The following is a 9,157-nucleotide window of genomic DNA, read 5'->3' as shown; positions in this document are numbered from 1 at the left end:
ATATGGCGTAAATCTGGTCGGTGTGCCTGATCGTCAAACCAAATGCCGCACAAACCTTTGTCACTGTCCACCAAGGTGAGCGAACCCCAGGGCGAGTTGATCGGCATTTGCCAAACATTGGCTTGAAAGATGGCGTGAACAGATGTGGAAAGCATTTATCGTGTAGAAGTCTTTGGGTTCATCATACGATGCAGCGATGACGGTTTGCGCCCAGCTCAGCTTCTACAATACTGCGATGCAAATTGATGCCTCTGTTTTCAAGGCCTATGACATTCGCGGTGTGGTGCCTTCATCGCTGAACCCCTTGGTCGCACTGGCGCTGGGACGTGCTTTTGGTACGCAAGCTTTGGCGCAAGGTGAAACCACAGTGGCGGTGGGTCGCGATGGGCGCTTGAGCGGCCCAGCGTTGGCACAGGCGCTTATTCAAGGCTTGGTCGACTCTGGGGTGCACGTCATCGATGTGGGCATGGTCACCACGCCACAGCTTTATTTCGCAGCCAACACCTTATGCCACACCGGTATTCAAATCACTGGCAGCCACAACCCCAAGGACTACAACGGCTTCAAAATGGTGATGGCTGGCAGGGCGATTTACGGAGACGAAATTCAGGGCTTGCGTCAAATGATGCAAGATGAAAGTTGGCATCTCCAAGCTGGCGGCAGTGTCAAGCAAGTCAGCGTTAACCAAGCCTACCTAGAGCGCATCGTGCAAGACATTCATTTAAGCCGCCCCATGCGCATCGTGGTCGACAGCGGCAACGGTATAGCAGGTGCATCTGCCCCAGCTATTTTCCGTGCCATTGGTTGCGAGGTGATTGAACTTTTTAGCGATGTGGATGGCGACTTTCCCAACCACCACCCCGACCCCAGCAAGCCCGAAAACTTGAAAGACTTGATTGCTGCTTTGCAAACCACGGGCGCCGAGTTGGGCTTGGCCTTTGATGGCGATGGTGACCGTTTAGGCATCGTGACGAATGATGGACAAACCATTTACCCCGACCGACAAATGATGTTATTTGCACAAGATGTCTTAAGTCGTGTCCCCGGTGGCTCTATTGTCTATGACGTGAAATGCTCGCAACAACTCGCACCTGCTATCCGCGCTGCCGGTGGTGTGCCTGTGATGTTCAAAACTGGGCACTCTCTCATCAAAGCGCAAATGAAAGCCATCAACTCTCCGCTGGGTGGCGAGATGAGCGGCCATGTTTTTTTCAAAGAACGCTGGTATGGCTTTGACGACGGCACCTACGCAGGCTGTCGCTTGCTGGAAATCGTCAGTCGCTCGCCCGACGCTAACGCGGTGCTCCATGCTTTGCCCACCAGTCAATCCACACCCGAGCTGAACGTGGCTTGCGCTGAAGGTGAACCGCACCTCGTTACCGCCGAGTTACTCAAACTTGCGCAAACCCAAGGCATGCCGTCTCCTCAACATCAGCCTGTGCTGTGCGACATTGATGGTGTTCGCATCGATTGGGCCGATGGTTTTGGCTTAGTACGGGCGTCCAACACCACGCCTGTGTTGGTGCTGCGCTTTGAAGGTCAAACCCCTCAAGCCTTGGCGCGAATTGAGTCCGACATGATGGCCTTGCTGCGCCATGTCAAACCCGATGCACAGGTGCAAGAGGCGGCGCATTGAGGGTATTGCTGGTCAAGCTGTCCTCGTTGGGCGATGTGGTGCACAGCTTGCCTGCTGCCATGGACTTGCAAGCCCAAATTCCTGACATACAAATCGACTGGGTGGTCGAACCCTCATTTGCCCCTTTGCTCAAACTCTGTCCTGCGGTCAAGCGCATCATTCCTTGCAATTTGCGCCTGTGGCGCAAGCGTTGGTGGCGCACCGACACCCGTCAAGCTTGGCGAAGCTTTCAACAAGATTTGCAAAGTACATCCTATGACGCGGTAATTGACTTACAAGGCTTAAGCAAGTCCGCACTGGTATCCAAGCTGGCCAAACTCACTCCTAACGGCAAGCGCTACGCCATGGCTAACCGCACCGAAGGCTCGGGCTATGAAGCGCCTACGCGCTGGGTAGCCGATGTAGCGGTGTCTTGCGAGTGGCACAGCCACGCCATCTACCGTGCTCGTCATGTCTGCGCTCAAGCGATGGGCTATGCACTGCCCACTCCTTTGCAAAACGGCTTACAAGCGATGCCTCACCCCGATGTGCCAGCTCGCACCGTCGCTTTGGTACATGGCAGTTCACGCGCTGCCAAAGCCTGGCCGCTGTCGCATTGGCAGGCTTTGGCTCATGCATTGCATCAACAAGGTTTTGCCTTGGCATTGCCTCATGCCATCGATAGCGAGTTGCACACCGCGCAAGCCGTGGCCAGTGCCTGCCCGAGCGCTGTTATTTGGCCGCGTTGCGATTTGGAGGAACTCACACACCGCTTGGCGGCTTGCGCGGGAGTGGTTGGCGTGGACAGTGGCGTCAGCCACATTGCGGTGGCCTTGGGGTTGCCGCATGTTCAGATTTACAACTTTGAAACCGCTTGGCGTACCGGCCCTATGGACTGTGCTTGGCAGCAAAGCATCTTTGCCAAGCCCACGCCGCCAACTGCAGCGGTCTTGTCCACTTGGGCTGCTTGCATGGCGTCTGAAGCTCAGCAAGCATGACGCTTTTTTTCTATTCCTGTTTGATGTGGGCCTTGTCGCCGCTGCTTTGGCTTAAGCTGCATCTGCGAGCGCGGCGCGAACCGATGTATGGGCAAGCCATCTCCGAGCGCTTTGGCTATTACAGCCAATCAGCACCAAGTGGTGCTTTGTGGATACATGCGGTGTCTTTGGGTGAGACCCGCGCCATTCGTTCCATGGTAGAGGCCTTGCGCCTTGCCTACCCCCATGTGCGCTTGTTGCTTACCCACGGCACGGCTACTGGTCGCAGGGAAGGCGTCAACTTGCTACGCGAGGGGGATATGCAGGCATGGTTACCTTGGGATACGCCCACTGCGGTAGAGCGGTTCTTGCGGCATTTCCAACCCTGCATGGGTGTGTTGATCGACACCGAGGTGTGGCCTAACCTCACCGCCGTCGCCCAGCAGCGAGGCGTTCCACTGGTGCTGGCCAATGCCCGTCTGAGTGAGCGTTCATGGCACAAAGCACAGCTTTGGTCGTTGCTTGCTAAGCCAGCCTTCAGCCGTTTGAGTGCTGTGTGGGCGCAAACCGAGGAGGACGCCAAACGCTTGCATAGCCTTGGCGCACCAGTGGGCACGGTGATGGGTAACTTGAAATTTGATGCAGTTCCTGACCCGCAGTTACTTGCATTAGGACTGGCTTGGCGCAATGCCTTGAACCTGCGCCCCGTGGTGCTGTTGGCCATCTCGCGTGAGGATGAGGAGGCAATGTTTCTTCAGGCCTTGCAACAGCACCCCGAGTACCTGCAACAAGCGCTGTGGTGGATAGTGCCGCGTCACCCGCAACGTTTCGATGAAGTGGCTGCACTGATTCAGTCGCTTGGATTTGCTTTCGAGCGGCGCAGCCAGTGGCCGTCAGATGTGGCACACATGGCTGTGCCCCAACAAGCTGGCTTGGTATTGGGCGACTCACTGGGCGAGATGCCGCTTTACTACGGCGTTGCCAGTGTGGCCTTGCTGGGGGGGAGTTTTGCGCCCTTGGGTGGGCAAAATCTGATCGAAGCCTGTGCCTGCAACTGTCCCGTGGTGATGGGGCCGCATACTTTTAATTTCAAGCAAGCAGCAGAGTGGGCAATCAAAGCCCAAGCTGCTGTGCGTTGCACCGATCTGGCAGACGCTATGGCCAAAGCGCACGCCATCGTTTTAGACAGAAAGCGTCAATACGGTATGTCACAGGCGGCACGACAGTTTGCCAGCAGTCACCAAGGTGCTGTGGCGCATTGCGTGAAAGCATTGGCTGCTTGGTTGGACAAGCCTTAGCAGGTCTCTTAGGAGATCAAGGCTCGAGCAGGTTATTGATACCTTGCAGGTCTTGCAATTGCAATGTGCCGCTGACTTGGCGCAAGCGCAGGTGGCCCATCAGTACGTCGTAACGGGCTTTTGCTAATTTGGCCTTAGTATCAAACAATTTACTTTGCGCATCCAGCACGTTCATATTGATACGCACACCCACGCTGTAGCCCAGTTTGTTGGCTTCAAGCGCAACTTGGCTGGACTCGACAGCAGCTTGCAAGGCCTTGACTTGGCTGACACCAGACATCACCCCAAAAAATGCACTGCGGGTGTTTTGCGCGACCGTGCGAGATGCTGCATCTAAGTCGGCTTGGGCTTTTTGTGTCAGCGAAAGGGTTTCGCGCACTCGGTTGTCCAAGGCGTTGCCTGTGTAAAAAGGCCAAGACAGCACCACTGCACCGGTGGTGAGGTTGCTGGTCGAACCATAAGAATAAGCACCAGAGGAGGACCCATTCACACTGTTTTGCAAGCTGTGGCTGATTTGCAAATCAACCGTGGGCTTGAGACCTGCTTGGGCTTTTCGTGTCTCAAGCTCGCTGACTTGAAGGTTGATGGTGGCTTGGCGCAAGTTGGGGTTTTTGTCTGAGCTCATGCTCACCCACTCTTCGACCTGGGCGGGACTTAAAGGACTGGGCTCAGCCTTCAAAGCCATAGATTTGGGCTTGGTACCTGTTTTCCCCACCACTTGATCGAGCGCAAGATTTTTGACCTGTAAATCATTTTGCGCGGCGATTTCTTGCGCTGTCACCAAGTCAAAGCCAGCTTGTGCTTCGCGGGTGTCGGTGATGGTGGCGGTTCCCACCTCGAAGTTGCGCTTGGCAGAGGCCAGTTGCTCGGCAACTGCGGTTTTTTGGGCTTGTACAAAGGTCACGGTGTCTTGCGCCGCCAATACATCGAAGTAGGCTTGGCTGACTCGCACCATCAGGTCTTGTTCGGCTGCGGCAAGTTGCTCTTGCACCACTTGCATTTGCAAACTGCTTTGCGCCACTTCGGCTTTGTCTGCAGGGCGGTAAAGGGGTTGGATCGCCGTGACGGTGGCGGCATTGGTGCCGTAGAACCGTTCGTAGTTGGTACTGCCCTTGTTGGGCGAGTAGTCAATATTGTTTTTAGACAGGTTCACACTCAAACTGCCAGTGGGCCCTAGTTTGGCTTGGGCTTGGGCAGACTTCAGTCGTGTGGCTTCGAATTGCGCTTGTACCGATTGGTAATTTGCGTCAAAGCCGCGGGCTGAATCGTAGAGTTCGAGCAAGCTTTGACCATGGGCCAGCCCAGAAAAGGCCAAAGCCATGGCCGAGATAAGGGGCAAGGGACGAAAAGAACGCATGGTCTTCCTTTGAGGTAAGCGAATCAAAATTGAAAAGCAGGTGTTTGCGCAAAACCATGTAAGCGTGGCAGAACCACATCCCACATCACTTGGGTATGCACATCGCCGTGGCTGGTGCGGGTATAGCGTGTTGCTTGCATGATAGGTTCTTCACCGACAACCGCCATCAAACGACCCCCTGCCTTTAGCAGACCCAGCAACGCAGTTGGCACCTGCGCGACAGAGCCTGTAAGCACAATGGCATCAAAAGCAGCTTGGGGCAGATCGTTCGGGATGCCACTGCTTTGGCGTAGCTCGATATTGGCAATGCCAGCTTGCTGCAAATGGGCATGTGCTTGTGCCAACACATCTGCGTGGCACTCTAGGCTTAGCACCTTGGCAGACAAACCGGCCAACAAGGCAGTGAGATAGCCACTGCCAGTTCCAATTTCGAGCACACTGTTGCCAGGCTTTATCAACAGGTCTTGTGCCAACCTTGCTGCGACACGAGGTGTCAGCATGGTCTCGCCATGCAGCAGAGGAATTTCTGTATCGCTATAGGCCAACTCTTCAAAAGCGCTAGGCACAAACAGGCTTCGGTCCACAAAAGATAACTGCTCGAGCACAGCGTGGTCCAGCACATTCCAAGGCCGGATCTGCTGTTCAACCATATTGAAGCGGGCAAGTTCTGTGTTCATAGCGAGTTGTTGTAGCGGTTCATTGATGAAATTTTAACCAGCGCGACTTTGCATATTGTCGGGTGTCACGCCCCATAGGCGCTTGAGCCATTGGGTCAGGTCATCCAAATAACAATAGACCACAGGAACCACCACCAAGGTCAGCAACGAGGAGGTGATGACGCCGCCAATCACCGCTTGCCCCAAGGGGGCCCGCTGCTCGGCGCCTTCGCTGGTGGACAAGGCAAGAGGCAACATGCCAAAAACCATGGCCAAGGTGGTCATCAAAATCGGACGTAAACGCACCTTGGCCGCCATCAGCAAGGCCTCACTGCGGCCCATGGGTGCTTGGTGAGTACCGTCGCCATTGTCTAAACCTTCTCGAGCGCGGATGGCAAAGTCCAGCAACAAAATCGCATTTTTAGTGACCAAACCCATGAGCATGATCACACCGATGACAGAAAACAGCGACAAGGTGGAGTGAAACAGCATCAGTGCTAAGACCACGCCGATCAAGGTCAAGGGCAAGGCTGTCATCAAGGCCAGCGGTTGCAAAAAGCTTTTGAACTGGCTGGCCAAAATCATGTAAATGAAAATAATTGCCATCACCAGCGCAGAAACGGCGTAGGCAAACGACTCTTTCATGTTTTTGGTGGAACCGCCAAACTGGTAACGGTAGCCGTCAGGCAATTGCATAGCAGCCATGATGGATTGAATTTCCTTGGACACGTCACCGCTGGCACGGCCATAGGCATTGCCGCTGAATGAGACCTCTCGGGATAACTCTCGGCGGTTGATTTGGTTGGGGCCGACCCCCTCGCTGATCTGCGCTAATTGATTGAGTTTGACGGTTCGGGTGCTGCCGTCTGCTGCGGGTGGGAGATTAAACGGCAAGCGTTCCAAGTCTTGTGGGGCGGTGCGAGCGTCGGGAGACAGGCGCACCAACACATCGTAGGTTTGGTCATTGCTGGCGCGCCACACACCAATGTTTTGACCGGCAACCAAGGTGCGTAATTGGTTGGCAATACTGTTGGCGTTCATCCCGAAGTCCGATGCGGCTTCGTGCTTGATGGCGATGTCAATGGTAGGTTTGTTGGGTTTAACGCTGGACTCAATATCGACAAAGCCTTTGACTTGAGTCAGCTTGGCCATGACCTGAGCGGCCAAACGCTCGAGTTCGGCTTGGTCGGGCCCTAGCAAATAAAACTCGATTTGCTTAGAGCCGCTCACGCTGTCGAGTTGTCCAACATGGGTGACGGTGATGCCAGACAGTTGTGTCAAGCGCTGGCGAACATCGGGCGTGATGCTGTTGAGGTTGCGATATCGCAGGTTGCGGTCCACCAAGCGGAAATACACATTGGCGTAAATCTTCCCGTTGGCGTTGCCGGTGTTGATGGTGGTGAGGGTATAGCGCACCTCGGGAAAGCTGCGCAGCAGTTTTTCCACCTCTTGCGCTTTGCGTTCGGTCACTTGCAAAGAAGAACCCACAGGCACATAGAAGGTGACAGTGGCCTCCGAATAGTCGGCTTTGGGTACGAACTCGGTGCCCAGCAAAGGCACCATGAAAATACTGCCCACAAAAATACCCAGCGCTGCCAAAACGGTTTTCAGTTTGTGTAACAAAGCCCAAGCCAGCAGGCGCTGATAGACACCACTCAAGCGGTCTGTGGCGCTTTCAAACCATCCTGTGACTCGCCCGATGGTGCGGTCATACCAGTTGCGTGTTTTGAGAGCTTGTCCGTGAATGTGGATGCTGGGGTCATGCCAGACGCTTGAGAGCATAGGGTCGAGGGTGAAACTGACAAACATCGAGATGACCACGGCCACCACAATTGTCAAGCCAAACTCGTGGAAGAACTTGCCGATGACGCCTTCCATAAATCCGATAGGTAAGAACACCGCCACAATGGAAAACGTGGTCGCCAGCACTGCCAAGCCAATTTCTTTGGTGCCTTCCATGGATGCTGTGAAAGCGTTTTTACCCATTTGCACATGCCGCACAATGTTTTCTCGCACCACGATGGCGTCGTCAATCAGCAAGCCAATGCAAAGCGACAGCGCCATGAGGGTCATCATGTTGACGGTAAAGCCAAACAAGCTCATGAACAAAAATGTGCCAATCACCGCAATGGGCAAAGCCAGCCCCGTGATGATGGTTGAGCGCCATGAATTCAAGAACAAAAAGACAATCAAAACCGTCAGCAAAGCACCTTCGATGAGGGTTTTTCGCACGTTATTGACCGCCACGCGGATGGGACGTGACCCATCAAAAATAGGCTCTAGGCGCACACCAGGCGGGAGTTGTTTTCGCATGGATTCCATGGTGTCTATTAAGCCATCCACCACTTCGATGGTGTTCTCGTCTTGGGCTTTGACCACCGACAACAACAGGGTTCGTTGTCCGTTGTACAGCGCCATGTTTTCCAACTCTTGCGCGCCGTCGTTGACCTTGGCAACTTGCGACAAGCGCACATAGGTGCCGCCTTTGCGAGCTACGATGATGTTGCCGAAGTCTTCGGGGCGCTTCATACGTGCTTGCACTTGCACCACGCGGTCTTGCTGAATCGACCGAATTGATCCCACTGGCAGGTCTTGGTTCTCATTGCTGACAGCGGCCACCACTTGGTCTGCGGTCACGCCCAGCGCTTCCATGGCTTGAGGATTCAAGTAGAGGTTGATTTCGCGCTTGGTGCCGCCCACCAAGGACACAGAGCCCACGCCACGAACATTTTCAAGTCGTTTCTTGAAGACTTGGTCCGCCCAGTTGGTCAACTCCACATTGCTCAAGGGTTGGCTCAATCCCGTGGCTTTGTCATCAGGCAATACCGCAATCGACCAAATCGGACGGCTGGTGGGGTCAAATCGCAGGATGCGTGACTCTTTCACATCGGTACGCAAAAAGGGGTGCACATTCGAGACTTTTTCGCGCACATCGTCGGCGGCTTTGCGGCCATTGACATACAACTGAAATTCAATCACCACCACAGACAAACCTTCGTAACTGCGTGAGGTGAGGGCGCTGATACCGGCAATCGAGTTGACCGCTTCTTCGATTTTTTTACTCACCTCGCTCTCGATGATTTCGGGCGAGGCACCCGGGTATTCGGTGGTGATCACCACCACCGGAAAATCGATGTTGGGGAATTGGTCAATCTTAAGACGACCGTAGCTGAAGAGGCCCAGTACCACCAAGGCGAGCATCATCATGGTGGCAAACACGGGGTTACGCAAACTGACTTGTGTGAACCACATGG

The 9,157-nt window shown here is 54.5% G+C and carries 6 protein-coding genes; 3 read left to right on the top strand and 3 right to left on the bottom strand.

Annotation, left to right across the window (positions count from 1 at the left end; translation table 11 throughout):
• Positions 1-235 precede the first annotated feature (235 nt).
• The 3 genes from AC9UEO_RS08735 to AC9UEO_RS08725 are packed head-to-tail and all read left to right on the top strand — an operon-like array spanning position 236 to position 3,890.
• Entirely contained in the window at positions 236-1,636 is a 1,401-nt protein-coding gene (locus tag AC9UEO_RS08735) for a phosphomannomutase/phosphoglucomutase (RefSeq protein ID WP_509532223.1), read from the top strand.
• Positions 1,633-2,613 (top strand): lipopolysaccharide heptosyltransferase I, encoded by a 981-nt coding sequence (gene waaC, locus AC9UEO_RS08730; RefSeq protein ID WP_509532221.1) that lies wholly within the window; start codon positions 1,633-1,635, stop codon positions 2,611-2,613. Before AC9UEO_RS08735 ends, waaC begins: the two co-directional genes overlap by 4 nt.
• Positions 2,610-3,890, top strand: coding sequence for a 3-deoxy-D-manno-octulosonic acid transferase (locus AC9UEO_RS08725; protein WP_509532219.1), 1,281 nt, complete (start codon positions 2,610-2,612; stop codon positions 3,888-3,890). Before waaC ends, AC9UEO_RS08725 begins: the two co-directional genes overlap by 4 nt.
• Positions 3,891-3,906: 16 nt before the next feature.
• Here the strand turns inward: AC9UEO_RS08725 and AC9UEO_RS08720 are convergent, their stop codons facing one another.
• From AC9UEO_RS08720 to AC9UEO_RS08710, 3 genes are read right to left on the bottom strand one after another with little or no spacing between them, the layout of a single operon-like run.
• Entirely contained in the window at positions 3,907-5,247 is a 1,341-nt protein-coding gene (locus AC9UEO_RS08720; RefSeq protein ID WP_509532217.1) for a TolC family outer membrane protein, read from the bottom strand.
• A gap of 23 nt (positions 5,248-5,270) precedes the next feature.
• Positions 5,271-5,924 carry a protein-L-isoaspartate O-methyltransferase family protein gene (locus AC9UEO_RS08715; protein ID WP_509532215.1) on the bottom strand — a complete coding sequence of 218 codons (654 nt, stop codon included), beginning with the start codon at positions 5,922-5,924 and terminating at the stop codon, positions 5,271-5,273.
• 33 nt (positions 5,925-5,957) lie between these two features.
• Positions 5,958-9,155: an efflux RND transporter permease subunit gene (locus tag AC9UEO_RS08710; protein WP_509532213.1), complete on the bottom strand. Its 3,198-nt coding sequence runs from the start codon at positions 9,153-9,155 to the stop codon at positions 5,958-5,960.
• Positions 9,156-9,157: the final 2 nt, after the last annotated feature.

This window comes from Limnohabitans sp., from assembly GCF_040401495.1.
Taxonomy (GTDB): domain Bacteria; phylum Pseudomonadota; class Gammaproteobacteria; order Burkholderiales; family Burkholderiaceae_C; genus Limnohabitans.
Note: the sequence above shows the minus strand (reverse complement) of the source record. Positions and strands in the feature narration are given on the sequence as shown.